Here is a 15335-nt window from a genome sequence, read left to right on the forward strand (position 1 = left end):
TAGATTTTCGCCGATTCACTTGCAGATCAAGATCATTCACGGTTCGCGGTGAGTGGGGACAGGTCGTCGTCCGGCGCCGGGCACCGGGGGTGCTGCCAGGTTCGATACTGTCGGAGGGTGAGCTCGATGGCGGCGCAGGACGCGACGATGTACTGGCTGTCGAGCCGCACCCGCAACGATTTGTTCCTGCTGTATTGCTTCGCCGACAGTGGGCGGCCGTCCGCCGAACTGCGTGCCTTCGTCGCCGAGCGGAGCGCGCGCATTCCCGATCTGCGGCTCACGGCGCGTGCCGTGCCGGGAGATCTCGACTATCCGTCGTGGGTGCCGTGTGAGTTCACCGACGATCAATTCGTCGAACATGTACTGGCGGAGCCGGATTGGGCGCACGTGCAGGCGGCGGTCGGTGCGGTGGTCGGAACCGGCGTTGATGCGGCGGTGCGGCCGTGGCGGTTGCATGTGTTCCGTGGCATCGCCGACGCGCCTGGAAATCAGTCGGGGCCCGCGCTGATCGTGGTGCTGCAGATGTCGCACGCACTCGCCGATGGTCGAGGTGCTGCTCGGATAGCGCGAGCGTTGTTCGCGGATTCTCCGGTGCCCTCCGTCCCTACAGCGGTGACGCGGGCCCGGTCGGTGGGGGACAGGATCGTCGAGCGGCCACCGGTTGCCGTGGCGCTTGCCTTGCCGCAGCTGCCGATTCGGCTGATCAGGACGGTAATTCGTGGGTATCGAGCCTTTCGGGCGCAGCGGGAACTCGCCGAGCTCACCGCGGCGGGCGAACTGCCACCGCCCGGCCCCGACTTCCCGGCAAGCCTGATCAACCGGGCCGGACCCGCGGCGGACTCGGCCCATCAGGTGCGGATGCTCGTCTGCGAGGCAACGGCATTGCGCGTTCCGGGACGGACCGTGACGGTGGTCGTCCTGACCGCCGTATCCCTCGCGCTCACCCGCTATCTCGAAGGGCGCGGCGCACCGATCGAGCGGCTCGGCGCGCAGGTGCCGATGGCGCTCGATGCCGATATATCGCACGCGCGCAACAACTATCGCAGCCTAAGCGTCGACCTGTTCATCGAGGAGCCCGAGCTCCGTCGTCGGGCCGACAAGATCGCCGCGACGCTGGCCGACCGTCGCAGGCGGGCACAGCATCCGCTGCTGCTGGCGCAGGATCGGGTCACCGCTGTCGTTCCCGCGCCGCTGCTCCGCCGTGACATCGCCCGCTACCCCCTCGATACGGTGCCCGATTCCATCGCCGGTCACACCGTCGTCTCCAGTGTCCACCGCGGGCCGGCGGATCTCACCTTCGGCGGTGGTCCGGTCCGTTTCACCGGTGGGTTTCCGGCCGTCGGTGCGGTCATGCGGCTCACCCACGGCGTGCACGGACTCGGCGATACCGTCACGATCTCGCTGCATGCCGATGCCGACATCCTGCCGGATATCGACGCTTACGCCGAGCTGCTGCGCGCCGCATTGTCGAAAACAGTGCTCAACTTGAAGTGATTGCACCACAGCATAATTCGCCCTGTGGATCACTTCGGTCGCGAGCAGTGCTAACTGCCCGGCTTGTGCCACACCAGTGCGTAGCGCCAGTAGAGGAGCCGCCGAACTCGTGCTCCCGGCAGCAGCGCGGCCGCTTGCTCCCGCACCTGACGAGTGGTCAGCGGCGGATCCAGCACCACCGGCATGTCACCGTGGTTCGGTCCCTTCGCGTACCAGTCGCCGCGACCGAGTGTGCGGAGCACCGCGAAGCCGAGCGCGAATACCCGTTGACCGACCGCCGCCAAGAGTTCGACCGGGAGCTCCCGAAGGAGATCGGCGCGCGGCAGCGCGATGACCGCGAGTACCCCGCCGGGCCGCAGCGCCGCGGCCAACACCGGCAACGCCTCGTCGAGCGGCATGTGGTGCAGCGTGCTGATCGACACGATCGCGTCGTAGGAGTTCGCGGGCAGCGGGTGCTCGAGGACGTCGCCCAAGATGCAGGTGACGTTGTCGGGGGTCGCCTGCTTCGCGGCGTCGATCATCACCGGCGACCGATCGAGGGCATCGACCTGATCGGCGTGCCGTGCCAGTTCGGCCGCGAAAGCGCCTGCCCCACAGCCGACATCCAGCACCCGCGCGCACGGCTTCGGCAGCTGTCGCACGAGAAACCGGTGGTAGAAGCTGTTGTGATCCCAATCGAGTCCGGCCATCAATCCCACTCTGCCATAGGCTTTCCGCGCATCAGTCCAGCGCCAGCTTCGCCGTGACCGTGCCGCCGTCGACCGTCGATGTCGCCGACCCGAGCAGCTTGCGCGCCGCCGAGTTGTCGACGGTGGTGGTGGCCACGACTTGGTGTGCGCCGATCTCCGCGGCGACGGCCCGTAGCTGTTCGGCAACGGCGCGGCCCACCCCATGCCCGCGATCCGAGCGGCCGATCCATACCCCCGCCTCGAGTCCATCATCGCCAGGCTCCAACCGGGCGGCGCCCACGATCCGATCACCCACCGCGATCAGATACGTGTACTCCACGGGGCTTTCCGCCCGCAGCGCCCGCCCGCGATGAAAATCGAGAAAGGCCTGCCTGCTGGCCGCATTCCAGCCCGGCTCACCGTCCACCGGCGGCATCACTTCCAGCGGATCCGCATCGGCGACGGCCGCGTCGAGCAGCAACCCGAGGTTGGCTTCCGTCAGCGGCTCCAGCCGAACCGGCTCCGTATTCCTGTGCACAGCATCGAGCCTGGTCGACCGGCCACACGCTGGTCAACGGAATTCCGCCGTGGTAGCAGGAAGTCACCGTGCCGGGTGGCATGACGGCCTGCTTCCAGCGCGTCGGAGCCAGCGCATTCCGGCCGCCCTTCATGGCAAATGCGCAGGTTACGATGGCCGAACGACCGGTACGGTCGAACCGGGGCGGTCGACCTGACCGCGCAGGTGCGCGATCCAGCTCGGAATCGGCAGCGCATTGATCGAGCGGCTGTGGTCGGTGAGTCGACGTCTGAGAGGGCGGGATGCTGCGCGCTGGTGAGGTTTTCGCCGGATACGTGATCGAGCGCCGGCTGGGTCAAGGCGGGATGGGGTCGGTATATCTGGCGCGGCATCCGCGCTTACCTCGGCGGATCGCGTTGAAGCTGCTCAGCACGGAGCTGCATACCAACGACGAGATGCGAGCCCGGTTCGAACGGGAGGCGGAGCTGGTCGCCCGATTGGACCACCCGAACATCGTCGCGGTGTACGACCGCGGCGTCGACGACGGCGTCCGGTGGATCTCGATGCAATACGTCGACGGCATCGACGCCGGAGCCCTCGATCCGCGCACGCTGGAGCCGCAACGCGCAGTGGACATCGTCGCCGAGACGGCCAAAGCCCTCGACTACGCGCACGCCGTCGGCGTTCTGCACCGCGACGTGAAACCGGCCAACATCCTGCTGGCCCGCCCGACCGCGGGCCAGGGCGAACGAGTCCTGTTGACCGACTTCGGCATCGCCCGCCTGCGCGATGACGCACATCAGCTCACCCGGACCGGAATGTTCGCCGCCACCCTGGCCTACGCCTCGCCGGAACAGCTGTCCGCCGGCACCGTCGACCACCGCGCCGATCAGTACGCCCTGGCCTGCACCCTCTTCTGGCTGCTGTCCGGCACCGCGCCCTTCGCCGCCGATAATCCCGCGGCGATAATCGCAGGTCACCTCCACCAGCCGCCACCCCCGATACGCAACCCCGATCTGCCGCCCGCCATGGACGCGGTACTGGCAAAGGCCCTGGCCAAGCGGCCCGCCGAACGATTCGACTCCTGTTCGGAACTCGCCGCCGCAGCGCGCCGAGCGTTGACCGGGGCAACCGGGGGAGTGGCCTGCTCGAAACCCAGCCAGGAGAACAAACCGTCGACCGGCCACGCACCACCTACCGTGCCGCAGCCGTGGGTACCTCCGGGTGGGCCGCAAGCGAACCTGAGCGAGGGTGCCCAGGAACTGGTGCCGGGCGACCAGCCGCGGCAGGAGGATTCAGCCGATCCGAGACAGCGCCTGGCATCCGGCGAACGCACGCGGCAGGAGGAGCGAGCCGAGTCGGTCCGTGGATCGGAGTTCAGCGAGCGCATCGCACCGGCGGCGGACCAGCATGAGCCGGCAGGAGCGAGCGAGAGTGCGTTGGAGACTGCGGTCGAACGGCGTCCCGGTCGGTCCGCGCGCAATGCCGGGTTCGCGGGGGTGGCGGTCGTTGCCGTCGCCGTGATTGTGGCGGGGATCCTCTGGTCGAATGCGGGATCGTCTTCCAATAGTCCGGCGTCGTCCGGGCTGGGTGCGCCGCGGACGATCGATTGGTCGGGTGCCGTTGCCCCGGGTATCGCTGGTGCGCCGCGAGGCGTCGAGCCGCTGACTCAGATCGACGCGCTCGGTAAGGAAGTGGGTAAACCTGCTGCCGCCAGTGCTCCGGCAGGTGATGGTAGGGCGAGGTGTGCGCCCGTAACCATTGCTACGACGGCTGTTTTCACCGGTCCGGACGCGGGCGCAGGTCGCAGTGCCGATGGCGGTGTAAAGCTGGCCATCGATCAGTTCACGAAGGCGAACCCCGAATGTCCGGTCGCACTGCGTGAATTCGATATGGTGGGTGGCGCGCAGGCGGCCGCGGGGGTGGCCGCGCAAATCGTGAACGATCCGTCGATCGTCGCGTTGATCGGTCCGGTCTTCTCCGCCGAAACCCAGGCCGCTGGAGGGATTTTCGACGGCGCGGGGCTACCGTTCCTGACCCCGTCGGCCACCGATCTCGCCCTGGCCACCAACGGGTGGCGCACGTTCTTCCGGGGTTTGGCCGCCGACGACGCCCAAGGCACCGCCCTGGCGAAGTATCTGGTCAACACGGCTCGCTTCCGCAAGATCTGTGTCATCAAGGACAAGGCCGGTTACGGCAGTAGCCTGGCAGGCAGCGCCGTCTCCAGCCTGGGTTCCGCGGTCGACCCGAACTGTGCGGGGGACATCGCACGGGGAGACCGTGACTTCGCAACGCTGGCAGCCGATGTCGTCGCCGCGGCGCCGGACGCGATCTTCTACGCCGGCTTCTACGAGGAGGCGGCCGTGCTGCTCCAGCAGCTGAGACGAGCAGGGGTGACCGCTCCCTTCGTCTCCGCGGAAAGCACGGTCACCCCGGATTTCATAACCCAGGCCGGTGATTCGGCTGCCGCGGCTATCCTGTCCTGCTCGTGCGGCCCGGTCGTCGCCCAGTTCGCCAGTGACTACCAGGCTCGCAACGGCCACGCGCCAGGTCCGAGCTCCGCCGAAGCCTACGACCTCACGACGATCGTCTTGGCCGGCATCGCCGCCGGCCGCACGAACCGCGCCGACCTGGTCGACTACCTGCGCGGTTACGACGGCACCGGCCTCGCCCGCACCTACCGCTGGTCCGCCACCGGCGAACTCGCCGCTCCCCATACCTGGCTCTACAAGGTCGATTGACCCGTTGCTGCATCGAGAGAGACTTTGTCGCAATGCTGCTACCGTGGGTGCGCCGTCATGTTCCGGACGGCTGCCAGGACAGCCAGGATTCGCTCGCCGAAATCACGTGTCCTGCAGGGACTGTGAGGGGGGCACGGTGAATCTGCGGTCGCCGCACAGCGTTCCGGTCCTCGACGTGCACCCCGTCACCGTGGTCACCTATGGTCGATTGACGCCCGATACACCGCCGACCTTTTGTGACGCACGTGACCGAGGCACGTGCCCGCGCTCACACCGTCTGGAGTCTCGTCTTTGACCACGCCACCCTTCTCCGTGTCCGATACCGCCGCACCCGGGGTCTGCCCCGTCCAGCACGGCGCGCCGATCGATACCGATGGCCCCCGCGTGCGCCTGCACACCGCGGAGTTCGCCGCCGACCCGCATCGCGCCTATGCCGACATGCGCAGGCGGTACGGCTCGCTGGTGCCGATCGAGCTGGCTCCCGGCGTGCCCGCCACCCTGGTGGTCGGCTACCAGACGGCATTGCGCATCCTCAACGACCCCGAGCACTTTCCGGCGGACCCGCGGACCTGGCAGCAGCAAATCCCGGACGACTCACCCATCAAGCCGATGATGGAGTGGTACCCGAACGCATTGCGCAACAGCGGCGCCGCACACGCGCGCTATCGGCAGGCCTACACTGCCGCCATCGACGGAATCGACCTGCACGCCCTGCATTCCACCGTCGAGCAGATCGCCGTCCCGCTGATCAACACCTTCTGCGAGGAAGGCTCCGCCGACCTGGTGACCCAGTACGCGTTCCCCCTGGTCTTCGAGGTGCTGAACCAAATGGTCGGCTGCTCGGCCGAATTGGGGCAGCGGGTCGCCACCGGTATGGCCGCGCTGTTCGACACCGTCAACGCCGCCCAGGGCATGCAGATGCTCAGCGAGGCACTGCTGGAACTGATCGGCCTGCGGCGCGCGGACCCCGGCGACGACGTCACCTCCCGACTAGCGCACCACCCGGCCGGCCTGGACGACACCGAAATGCTCTGCCAGCTGATCAGTTTCTACGGCGCGGGCATCGAACCGCAGCAGAACCTGATCATCAACACCCTGCTGCTGATGGTTACCGACGACCGCTTCGGTGGTGACGTCCTCGGCGGCAGCATGTCCACCCGCGACGCACTCGACGAGGTCCTGTTCAACGACCCGCCGATGGCGAACTTCTGCACCTCCTACCCGCGTCAGCCGATCCTGATCGACAACAACTGGCTGCCCGCGCACCAGCCGGTGCTGATCAGCCTCGCGGGCTGCAACAACGATCCGGAGATCCGCGGCGGGGATCGCACCGGAAACCGCTCGCACCTGGCGTGGGCCGCCGGGCCGCATGCCTGCCCGGCCAAGTCCGTCGCCTATCTGATCGTGCAGGACGCCATCGATCAGCTGCTCGACGCGCTGCCCGAAATGGAGCTGGCCGTGGATGTGGACGAATTGACCTGGCGGCCAGGCCCGTTCCACCGCGCGGTCGCGGCATTGCCGGTCGTCTTCCCCAAGTCCCCTCCGTTGAACATGATGTAAGGAGCGTCCGATGGAGCATGAACCGATTGTGCTGGATACGACCGGTGCCGACATCCAAGGCGAGTCCGCGCGCATCCGTGCGCGCGGGCCCGTCGCCCTGGTGGAGTTACCCGGCGGCGTGCCCGCGTGGTCGGCCACCGATGCCGCCGTGCTCAAGAGCCTCCTTGCCGACCCGCGCGTGTCCAAAGACCCACGGCAACACTGGTCGGCGTTCATCAACGGTGAGATCACCGAAGCCTGGCCGCTGCTGCCCTGGGTCGCGGTGGACAACATGTTCACCGCCTACGGCGCCGATCATCGACGACTCCGCAAATTGGTCTCGCCCGCGTTCACGCACCGTCGCACCACGGCGCTGCGGCCGCGGATCGAGGCGATCACCGAGAATCTGCTGAACGCGCTGTCGGCCACCCTGCCGGGTGAACCAGTGGACCTGCGTGCGGGTTTCGCGTACCCGGTGCCGATTCAGGTGATCACCGAGATGATGGGTGTGCCGCAACATCTGGGCGCCGCCATTCACAAATGTGTAGACGGATTCTTCGATACCTCGTTCACGCCCGAGCAGGCGCAGGCGAACTACGTCGAGATGTACCGGCTGATCAGCGAACTCGTCGCCTACCGCAGCGAAACGCCCGGTGACGACGTGGCCAGCGTGCTGATCGCCACCCGGGATGAGGACGGCGCGCAGCTGGCCGAGAAGGAACTCGTCGACACGTTGATGCTTGTCATCAACGCGGGCCACGAGACCACGGTGAACCTGCTGGACCAGGCGATCTTCGCCCTGTTGACCCACCCCGAGCAGCGCGCCGATGTGGTTGCGGGCCGGGTGCCCTGGTCGGATGTGGTGGAGGAGACGCTGCGCTACGAGGCGCCGGTCGCGCACCTGCCGTTGCGCTACGCCGTCGACGACATCGAGATCGGCGATATCCGAATCCCCAAGGGGGAGGCCATTCTTGCCTCCTACGCGGGCGCCGGACGGGACCCGAACCTGCACGGTCCGACCGCTGACCAGTTCGACGTGCACCGCACCAACAAGGACCATCTCTCCTTCGGGCACGGCGCGCACCACTGCATCGGCGCCCCACTGGCCCGGCTCGAAGCGGCGATCGCGCTCCCCGCCCTGTTCGAGCGCTTCCCGGACCTCAGGTTGGCAGTGGATCCGGCGGAGTTGCAGCCGGTCGGCAGCTTCGTCTCCAACGGGCACCGGCAGCTGCCGGTGTATTTGACGAAGTAGGTCGCTGTCGTTGGGGTGTCGCCCGACGACACCCCACCTTCACCGATCAGGAGAAGGTAGCCAGCAACTGTGCGTCCAGGGTGCGCAGATAATCGCGGCCGAAGGGGCCGTTCTCGAGGCCGATCACCAATTCCTCCGGTAGATCCTGGTCGATCTGCGGCGAACGAGATCCGGCGGCCAGGGCGATGGTCGCGACGGTGTCCACGTCTCCGGTGAAAGCGACTGCGGTGCGCAGGATTTGGCTCAGGCTGCGACTCGATGTGAGTGCGGTGAGCGCGGCGCGCACACTCATCCAGCCTTTGGCGCCGACTGTGCCGTGCCACGGCTCGGTCCAGCTCGGATCGAGCCGATCGCCGATCCAGCGGGTTACCTCGGCCACCGGCCCGAGTTGCCGGTGGCAGTAGTGCACGGCGAGCGCGGCAGCCTGGGCCGCCGCTACGCCGGCCGGAGTGTCGTGGGTGACGCGCGCCTGCACGTCCGCATACTGCATCACCTCGCGGACGGTCGGCAGCAGTCCGATCGGCCCGGCCCGCATCGCGGACCCGCTCTTGTCGCTGGCCGGGTCGATGCGGCGCAGCAGGTCGGCGCCGGTGTGCACGGTGTCGAGGAACTGCTGGAACCGGGTGGCGTACCCGTCGCGCGGATCGCGGTGATACGCCTGCACGAAGTGCTCGGCCAGCCGTGCCGGCTCCCACGGTTCGTCCGACACCAGCAGTTCCGCTACCGCCAAGGTCATTTGGGTGTCATCGGTGTACGCGCCGGGGCGCACGCCGAGATGCGTCGGGTGTTGGATGTACCCGGCCAGCGTGTTGTATTCGGTGACGAGCTCCGGATCCGCGTACTCGAACCCGGCGCCGTACGCGTCCCCCACGGCCAACTCGACCAGCATGCGATCCCCTCCCGTGGATCCGCCAGCCCTGCGGTCAGGGCTGCGCGAAACGTCCCGGATACCTGCGATGATCGAGGCCTCATCGATGGGGAAGACCGCGACCCGAACATGCGGCCGAGCGCCGCTGTCCAGCGAGTTCTCTTGCACTTCAGGCTGTTTCGGGACTTGTCGGACGCATACCTTACACCAGAGCCACAGTCGATTCCCCAGTCCGGCGGATGATCTCGAAGCTAGTATTGGTGCGACGGGCGACGACGCATACGCCACCGATCTGGCGGTCGGCTGACCGCTCGTCGGTGCGACCCGCGGTCGGCATCGAACTCGGTCGAGCGGTTCGGCGGACTCGAAGCCTGAGGGGACTGGATGCTGCGCGCTGGTGAGGTTTTCGCCGGGTATGTGATCAAGCGCCGGCTGGGTCGCGGCGGCATGGGCGCGGTGTACCTGGCGCAGCATCCGCGACTGCCGCGACTGACCGCGTTGAAACTGCTCGACCCGGAGTTGTATGCCGACAACGAGATTCGGGCCCGATTCGAGCGCGAGGCGGCGCTGGTGGCGCGGTTGGACCACCCGAACATCGTGCAGGTCTATGACCGCGGCTTCGACGAGGGCCTGCTGTGGATCTCCATGCAGTACGTCGACGGCGTCGACGCCGCCGACATCGACCCACGCACGGTGCCACCGGAGCGGGCGGCGGAGATCATCGTCGAAACGGCGAAAGCGCTCGACTACGCCCACGCCATGGGTGTACTGCACCGCGATGTGAAGCCTGCCAACATCCTGCTGGCCCGCACCGCCGCCGGGCAGGGTGCGCGGGTGCTGCTGACCGACTTCGGTATCGCCCGACTGCGGGACGAGTCCCGGCAAATCACCGAAACCGGCGCGCTCGCCGCGACGCTGGCGTACGCGTCGCCGGAGCAACTGTCGTTCACCCCGGTCGACCACCGGTCCGATCAATACTCATTGGCCTGCAGCCTGTTCTGGCTGTTGACGGGCTCGTCGCCGTTCGCGGCGGGCAGTCCCGCGGCGATCATCGCGGGCCACCTGCAGCACGCGCCGCCGTCGGTGCGCAGCCTGCGGGAGACACTGCCGTCCGAAGTGGACGCCGTGCTGGCGAAGGCGCTGGCCAAGCAGCCCGACGAAAGATTCGCCTCCTGTACGGAATTCGCGGTCGCGGCGCAGCAAGCGTTGACTGCCGCACAGGTTCCGGTTCTGCCACAGTCGGTGTCACAGCAGCGAGATGTGCGTGCTCCCACGAAGCGATCGCTGCGTATCGGTGGGCTGGTGGTCGGGGTGGTGATCGTGCTGGTGGCCGGCTTCCTGTGGGCGAAGGCCGACCGTGCCACGACCAAGACCGCCACCACCGCCCGCACCGGACCTATCGCGCAGCAGCCGATCGACTGGTCCGGTGCCGTCGCGCCGGGAACCACCACCGGCCCCGCCCCCTTCCGGGCGCTGATGCAGATCGATGCCGAAGGCAAGGAGGTGGTTCGGCCGAGTGCCGCGGCCAGTCCGGCCGGCGACGGCAAGGCCACCTGCGAGCCGGTGACCATCGCGTCCACCGCGCCGCTCACCGGTACCAATGCCGGAACCGCCCGCGGACTGCTCGGTGGGGTGAAGCTGGCCGTAGACCAGTTCACCAGGGCGAACCCCGGCTGCCGAGTCACCGTGCGCGAGTTCGATACCGGAGGGTTCCCGCACACCGCTACCGATGTCGCGCGGCAGATCGTGGACGATCCGTCGATCGTCGCCTTGGTCGGGCCGTTGTCGTCTGAAATCCGTTCCACCGGCGGGATTTTCAGCGATGCGGGGTTACCGTTCCTTTTTCCGGGAGTCACCCCCGTCGACCCGACCAGCACCGCATGGCGCAGCTTCTTCCGCGGCGTGGCCACCGACGACGTGTATCGCCGTGCGGTGGCCAAGTACCTGCTCGACACGGCCCACTTCCGCAAGATCTGCGTCGTCCGCGATGACAGCGGCTTCGGCAAGGGCATGGCGCACGATGTCGTCGCCATCCTCGGTGCCGCGGCCGACCCAGCTTGCCGGGTGGCGGTCAAGCAGGGTGAGCGTGACTTCGCCGCAGTGGTTGGCAAGGTCGCCGCTGCCGATCCGGACGCGGTGCTCTACTCCGGGTACAGCGCCGAAGCGGCCGCTTTGACCCGGCAATTGAAAGAGGGCGGCATCACCGCCCCTTTCGTCGCCACCGAAGGCGCGCTCAGCGTGGATTTCGTTGCCCAGTCGGGTGTTTCGGCGCAAGGCGCGATGCTGACCTGCTCGTGCGGTCCGGTCGCCGGAAAGTTCTACTTCGACTTCCGCGCCCTGAACGGCCAAGGGGCGGGCTGGAACGCGGTGGAAGCCTACGATCTCACCACTATCGCGCTGAACGGCATCGCCGCAGGTCACCGGACCCGCGCCGACCTGCTGACCTACCTGCGCGGCTACGAGGGCCCCGGCCTGGCCCGTAGCTACCGCTGGTCGGACAACGGCCAACTGACGACCCCCGGAATCTGGATCTACACCATCAGCTGACCCCACCGAAACCTCAACTCCTGGATCGGATTTAGCCATGAACCGAGTTATCACCACCGGGTGCATGCTGATCACCGTTGTCGCGCTGGCCGCCACCGGATGCGCGGGCGACGACGGCTCGGCGGCCCCCACCGGCGACCATGATCACCACCAACACCACCACCACGACGCCGCCGACGGCTACCAGCCACCCGCCGCCTTCGAAGGCCTCGACCCCTGTTCGATCACCACGCCCGCCGAAGCCGCCGCCCTCTCCGGCAAACCAGACCCGCGGCCCACCCGCAACGGTGGAATGCACCCGGACATGTCGGCGGCCGCGACGATCGACACCTGCAGCTGGCTGGTCGACGGCTTCGATCCGCTGGCCGTGTCGTTCCAGCTCCGAGACCAACTGGGCACCGTCGAGCAGGGGCAGGACGCCACGTCGAAGTGGATGGCCGAACAACTCGGTCACCCAGCCCACCTGAGTTTCGGCAAGAATCCTGTCGAGGCGGGCGTGGAAGACTGCGCGGCCTTCGTCGGCTACAGCGGCAATCGGGCCGTCACCGTGCTGCTCCGGCTGCGCGCCACCGCGGCCACCGCCACCCCTACCGACACCGACAACCTGTGCACCCGCAACCAGACCACCCTCCGGGACATCTTCGCCCGCACCCCCTGGCAGTGACGCAGGCCTCGAGCGCCCCGCGGCTAGTATCCGCGGAATGCCCGTACCGAAAGCCGAACTACATCTGCATATCGAAGGCACGCTGGAGCCCGAGCTGGCGTTCGCGCTGGCCGAACGCAACGGTGCCCAACTGCCGTTCGCCTCGGTGGACGAGCTGCACCACGCCTACCGATTCGAGGACCTGCAGTCGTTCCTCGACCTGTACTACCGGCTCACCGACGTGCTGCGGGTCGAGCAGGACTTCACCGATTTGGCCGAGGCCTACCTCGTCCGCGCCCGCGCGGCCGGCGTCCGGCACGCCGAAATCTTCTTCGACCCGCAAGCGCACACCGCCCGCGGCGTGCCCTTCGCCACCGTCATCGACGGCCTGTGGAAGGCGCTGCACGACAGCGAGCGGCGATACGGCATCACCACCAAGCTGATTCTGTGCTTCCTGCGCGACCTCTCGGTCGAGTCCGCCCTCGACACCCTCAGCGCCGCCGAGCCGTACCTGGACCGGATCGTCGCGGTCGGACTCGATTCGGCAGAGATCGGTCACCCGCCTGCCAAGTTCGCCGCCGTCTACCAGCGCGCTCGCGAGCTGGGGCTGCGCGCGGTGGCGCACGCCGGTGAGGAGGGACCGGCCGCCTATGTCGCCGAGGCCCTCGATGTACTGCACGTCGAACGCATCGACCACGGCATCCGGGTGCTCGACGATCCGGCGCTGGTGCAACGCTTGGTGCGAGAACGGATCCCGTTGACCGTGTGCCCGTTCTCCAACGTGCGGCTGCGCGTAATCGACAAGCTCACCGACCACCCCCTGCGCCAGATGCTCGAACTCGGCCTGGTCGCCACCGTCAACTCCGACGACCCCGCCTATTTCGGTGGCTACGTGCAGGAGAACCTCGACGGCATCCGAGACGCCTTGAACCTCACCGCCGACCACCTGCGCACCCTGGCCCGCAACTCCTTCGAAGCCTCGTTCATCGATGAGCACACTCGCGCTCGCTACCTGGGTGAGGTCGACGCTTACACCTTCTGAACAGGGATGTTCTGCGCTGGGTGCAACGCCGGTATGCGCGAGCCGCAAGGCGTCGTTTTCTCGTTCGGGCCGTGTGCAGGTGTGGCGGGGCCGCTGACAGAACGGTAGTGTCTGTCCGGCAATAGCCTGAGGGAATGACCACGGGATTGTGGTGCACCACGGATGGCCGTGCGGGGGTTGGTGAACGACGGTCCGCGTTTGGAGACTGCAGGCCGTCGTCGCTTGATTCGCCAGTGGCCGTTCGGTAGAGCGATCCCACTGCAGTCGGAACTGATGAAGGGGAGAAGTGGCCACTGGCTTGATCGGAATCGGCCTGTTCACAATGCATCTCGACGAAGGTCGCCTTCCGGTAGATGTCGATGTGAGCCGGAATATCACCGACCGCATAGACCCACGAGACCTCTCCGCCGCCGCGATGACCGGCTATTACGTGGCGCTGTGGCAGCATGACGCACCGGTCATCGCATCGGGCAGATGGACCGAATTGACCGAATCTCCCTCGCGCCGTGCCGAACTCATCACGCTCCTCGACACTCGGTCTCTCGATGAGTTCGAGAGGGTCGAGCGGTCGTTGCGGCAGAGTGATGAATTCATCGGGCAGGGACCGATCACCGACTTCGGCGGACCCTCGATCACGGTGTCCGCGAGCATCTCTCGCATCAGCGACATCGAGATAAATCCCCGCTGGGCGGCCACGGTCGACGCGTCCTACCTCGCGCACGACATCATCGACTGCGCGAATCAGATCCGGCAACAGCGCCCACGGTTCCACGAAGACGGGTCATGGGCCGACCGCACCGACGATGAGCTCGAACACGAACTCGCGGAATACAAGCGCTACCTGATGAGGAACTCGTAATGGTCAATTTTGCTATGGATCTGAACCAGTTGGTGAAGGCGTCGAGGGCGTGGGATCACGCGTCGGATGCCCTCACCGTCGCGGCGACGCAGGCGCAGAGTATTCATTTCAGCCACCAGGATGTCGCTTGGGGATTGTTTCAGGACGCCTGGGACACACAGAAAGTGGTCGCACGATATATGTACGACATACTGGTCGAGGGTAGGAATGAAACCGACTCCATTGCAAAGGTTCTCGACCATGTCGCCAAGGTTCATCAGGAACAGGACCAGAACTTCGCGAATGTCCTCATCGAGCTGGAAGATGATTACTGATGAGCCCCACCCAATCTCTGGACGAGATCAACCGCATACTGGATAAGTTCTCGGACCAGATCGCGGAAATCAAAGACCAGCCCGCCAAGGTGGATGAGGCATTCCGGAAGGCTGCGATCGCTGCCGCCGAGGTCGAGGGGGCGACATTCTTCGGAGTGGCCGGTGCGGTGGCCGGCGCCGTCTACGGCGCTATAACCGAGGATGACTTCACCGGCTACATGCAGGACAACAAGGAAGCGATCAAGAAGAAAATCCAGGAACTGTTGGACAAACTGCAGGGCGCGGTCGACGGGTTGAAGGCTCCCATCGCGTTCTTGCAGACGAGCGAGGCGTGGTCGACGCTGAAGTCCAAGATCGGTGAGGCGCAGAACAACGAGGTCGTGAACGGGGGTGTGACCGGCTACTGGGCAGGAGCGGCGGCGCTCAAGTACACGGCGGCGCGGACACTCCAGGACACCGCCTTGGACTCGGCGAAATCGACTTGCGACAAGATGAAGGACGCGCTCGCCAAGATGGCGGATGCCGCGTACGACTTCTACTCGATGATCGTCAAGGATATCGCTGATCTCCTCGTCAAACTGGGCTCGGCTATCGGAAAGATCGCCACTTTCGTCGCTGCCCCGTTCGGTGTTTCGGACGCGATTGATGTCCTGGGAAAAGTAATCACCAGCGCCGTTTCATATATGGATACGCTCTTACATGTGCTTCTTACTCAAAGAGAAATCATCAACGGTATCGAGGAGTCCAAAGAGCACCAGAAGGGGCTCCACCGCAATCATTGGCCACGAAGCACTTCGGATGATTTCAACATCAACTCTCCCGGCTCCGAATGGCAGGCGACATGAACATGC

13 protein-coding genes are annotated in these 15335 nt (G+C 66.5%); 10 read left to right on the forward strand and 3 right to left on the reverse strand.

Translation table 11 applies throughout. The features are described 5' to 3' along the window. Window positions 1–126 precede the first annotated feature (126 nt). Window positions 127–1494: a wax ester/triacylglycerol synthase domain-containing protein gene (locus tag ACIHA7_RS26730; RefSeq protein WP_397293871.1), complete on the forward strand. Its 1368-nt coding sequence runs from the start codon at window positions 127–129 to the stop codon at window positions 1492–1494. A gap of 50 nt (window positions 1495–1544) precedes the next feature. Here the strand turns inward: ACIHA7_RS26730 and ACIHA7_RS26735 are convergent, their stop codons facing one another. Then, on the reverse strand, window positions 1545–2183 hold the full coding sequence (locus tag ACIHA7_RS26735) for a class I SAM-dependent methyltransferase (RefSeq protein WP_397293665.1): 639 nt from the start codon (window positions 2181–2183) through the stop codon (window positions 1545–1547). A gap of 31 nt (window positions 2184–2214) precedes the next feature. Next, the gene (locus ACIHA7_RS26740; protein WP_397293666.1) at window positions 2215–2700 is read right to left on the reverse strand and encodes a GNAT family N-acetyltransferase; all 486 of its coding nucleotides are present in this window, start codon (window positions 2698–2700) and stop codon (window positions 2215–2217) included. Between the two features lie 281 nt (window positions 2701–2981). On the opposite strand from ACIHA7_RS26740, the gene ACIHA7_RS26745 reads away from it, so the two are divergent. The 3 genes from ACIHA7_RS26745 to ACIHA7_RS26755 all read left to right on the forward strand — a co-directional run bounded on the left by ACIHA7_RS26745 (window position 2982) and on the right by ACIHA7_RS26755 (window position 8211). Beyond that, a complete protein-coding gene (locus ACIHA7_RS26745) occupies window positions 2982–5420 on the forward strand; it encodes a bifunctional serine/threonine-protein kinase/ABC transporter substrate-binding protein (RefSeq protein WP_397293667.1) in 2439 nt (812 codons plus the stop codon). A gap of 291 nt (window positions 5421–5711) precedes the next feature. Then, window positions 5712–6980 carry a cytochrome P450 gene (locus tag ACIHA7_RS26750; protein WP_397293668.1) on the forward strand — a complete coding sequence of 423 codons (1269 nt, stop codon included), beginning with the start codon at window positions 5712–5714 and terminating at the stop codon, window positions 6978–6980. A 10-nt stretch (window positions 6981–6990) separates the two neighbouring features. Continuing rightward, window positions 6991–8211 carry a cytochrome P450 gene (locus ACIHA7_RS26755; RefSeq protein ID WP_397293669.1) on the forward strand — a complete coding sequence of 407 codons (1221 nt, stop codon included), beginning with the start codon at window positions 6991–6993 and terminating at the stop codon, window positions 8209–8211. Between the two features lie 46 nt (window positions 8212–8257). Here the strand turns inward: ACIHA7_RS26755 and ACIHA7_RS26760 are convergent, their stop codons facing one another. Beyond that, the gene (locus tag ACIHA7_RS26760) at window positions 8258–9100 is read right to left on the reverse strand and encodes an ADP-ribosylglycohydrolase family protein (RefSeq protein ID WP_397293670.1); all 843 of its coding nucleotides are present in this window, start codon (window positions 9098–9100) and stop codon (window positions 8258–8260) included. A 363-nt stretch (window positions 9101–9463) separates the two neighbouring features. Here ACIHA7_RS26760 and ACIHA7_RS26765 point away from each other — a divergent pair, with 363 nt between their 5' ends. The 6 genes from ACIHA7_RS26765 (at window position 9464) to ACIHA7_RS26790 (ending at window position 15329) form a co-directional block, all read left to right on the forward strand. Continuing rightward, complete coding sequence (locus ACIHA7_RS26765) at window positions 9464–11626, forward strand: bifunctional serine/threonine-protein kinase/ABC transporter substrate-binding protein (protein WP_397293671.1); 2163 nt, start codon at window positions 9464–9466, stop codon at window positions 11624–11626. A 37-nt stretch (window positions 11627–11663) separates the two neighbouring features. Then, window positions 11664–12290, forward strand: a complete 627-nt coding sequence (locus tag ACIHA7_RS26770) for a hypothetical protein (protein ID WP_397293672.1) — start codon at window positions 11664–11666, stop codon at window positions 12288–12290. Between the two features lie 37 nt (window positions 12291–12327). Further along, window positions 12328–13311: an adenosine deaminase gene (locus ACIHA7_RS26775; RefSeq protein ID WP_397293673.1), complete on the forward strand. Its 984-nt coding sequence runs from the start codon at window positions 12328–12330 to the stop codon at window positions 13309–13311. Between the two features lie 361 nt (window positions 13312–13672). Continuing rightward, entirely contained in the window at window positions 13673–14170 is a 498-nt protein-coding gene (locus ACIHA7_RS26780; RefSeq protein WP_397293674.1) for a hypothetical protein, read from the forward strand. Then, on the forward strand, window positions 14170–14484 hold the full coding sequence (locus ACIHA7_RS26785) for a hypothetical protein (protein WP_397293675.1): 315 nt from the start codon (window positions 14170–14172) through the stop codon (window positions 14482–14484). The genes ACIHA7_RS26780 and ACIHA7_RS26785 overlap by 1 nt, the downstream gene beginning before the upstream one ends. Continuing rightward, the gene (locus ACIHA7_RS26790) at window positions 14484–15329 is read left to right on the forward strand and encodes a hypothetical protein (RefSeq protein WP_397293676.1); all 846 of its coding nucleotides are present in this window, start codon (window positions 14484–14486) and stop codon (window positions 15327–15329) included. Before ACIHA7_RS26785 ends, ACIHA7_RS26790 begins: the two co-directional genes overlap by 1 nt. The last annotated feature ends 6 nt before the right edge of the window (window positions 15330–15335 follow it).

It is taken from the genome of Nocardia sp. NPDC052316 (assembly GCF_044547795.1).
Taxonomy (GTDB): Bacteria; Actinomycetota; Actinomycetes; order Mycobacteriales; family Mycobacteriaceae; genus Nocardia.

Coding starts and splice junctions, on each gene's coding strand:
- ACIHA7_RS26730 (WP_397293871.1), top strand. CDS start 127: ATGGCGGCGCAGGACGCGACGATGTACTGGCTGTCGAGCCGCACCCGC.
- ACIHA7_RS26735 (WP_397293665.1), bottom strand. CDS start 2,183: ATGGCCGGACTCGATTGGGATCACAACAGCTTCTACCACCGGTTTCTC.
- ACIHA7_RS26745 (WP_397293667.1), top strand. CDS start 2,982: ATGCTGCGCGCTGGTGAGGTTTTCGCCGGATACGTGATCGAGCGCCGG.
- ACIHA7_RS26755 (WP_397293669.1), top strand. CDS start 6,991: ATGGAGCATGAACCGATTGTGCTGGATACGACCGGTGCCGACATCCAA.
- ACIHA7_RS26760 (WP_397293670.1), bottom strand. CDS start 9,100: ATGCTGGTCGAGTTGGCCGTGGGGGACGCGTACGGCGCCGGGTTCGAG.
- ACIHA7_RS26765 (WP_397293671.1), top strand. CDS start 9,464: ATGCTGCGCGCTGGTGAGGTTTTCGCCGGGTATGTGATCAAGCGCCGG.
- ACIHA7_RS26770 (WP_397293672.1), top strand. CDS start 11,664: ATGAACCGAGTTATCACCACCGGGTGCATGCTGATCACCGTTGTCGCG.
- ACIHA7_RS26775 (WP_397293673.1), top strand. CDS start 12,328: ATGCCCGTACCGAAAGCCGAACTACATCTGCATATCGAAGGCACGCTG.
- ACIHA7_RS26785 (WP_397293675.1), top strand. CDS start 14,170: ATGGTCAATTTTGCTATGGATCTGAACCAGTTGGTGAAGGCGTCGAGG.
- ACIHA7_RS26790 (WP_397293676.1), top strand. CDS start 14,484: ATGAGCCCCACCCAATCTCTGGACGAGATCAACCGCATACTGGATAAG.